Source organism: Acinetobacter sp. UBA3132 (assembly GCF_002364825.1).
Classification (GTDB): Bacteria; Pseudomonadota; Gammaproteobacteria; order Pseudomonadales; family Moraxellaceae; genus Acinetobacter; species Acinetobacter schindleri.
This window is the reverse complement of record NZ_DEZM01000022.1, coordinates 13,145-13,502: the sequence shown is the minus strand read 5'-3', so window position 1 is coordinate 13,502 and position 358 is coordinate 13,145. Positions and strand designations below refer to the sequence as shown.

Sequence of the window (358 nt, the reverse complement as noted above, 5' to 3'; positions counted from 1 at the left end):
ATAACGCGCCATGGCATCGTAACGGACATAACCTGGCACGAATTTGGTATTGGTAGCATTGCCATATACTTTGTCCATTGCCACCGCACCGGCACCCAGTGTCAGCTGAGGCATAACCTGATAGGTTGTCCACAAGGTTGCACTGTTTTCCGGTACGTTCTGCACCTGATTACCATCATTAGTAGCAGTACCATCGTCAACAATTTCACTGTCCAGATAAGTGTAGCCTGCAGAAATTGCCCACTTGTCAGTGACATTTCCATTGATACCTAGCTCAATTCCATCAACACGAGTCTCTCCAATATTACGGGTAGTACCATCAGCATCGGTTGAACGGGTATTGGTTTTTTCAGTACGG

The 358-nt window shown here is 46.6% G+C and carries 1 protein-coding gene; it reads right to left on the bottom strand.

Annotated elements, in window-relative coordinates:
- Positions 1-358 (bottom strand): TonB-dependent receptor domain-containing protein (locus B4033_RS00820; RefSeq protein WP_286831168.1); only part of this gene is annotated, 358 nt, incomplete at both ends.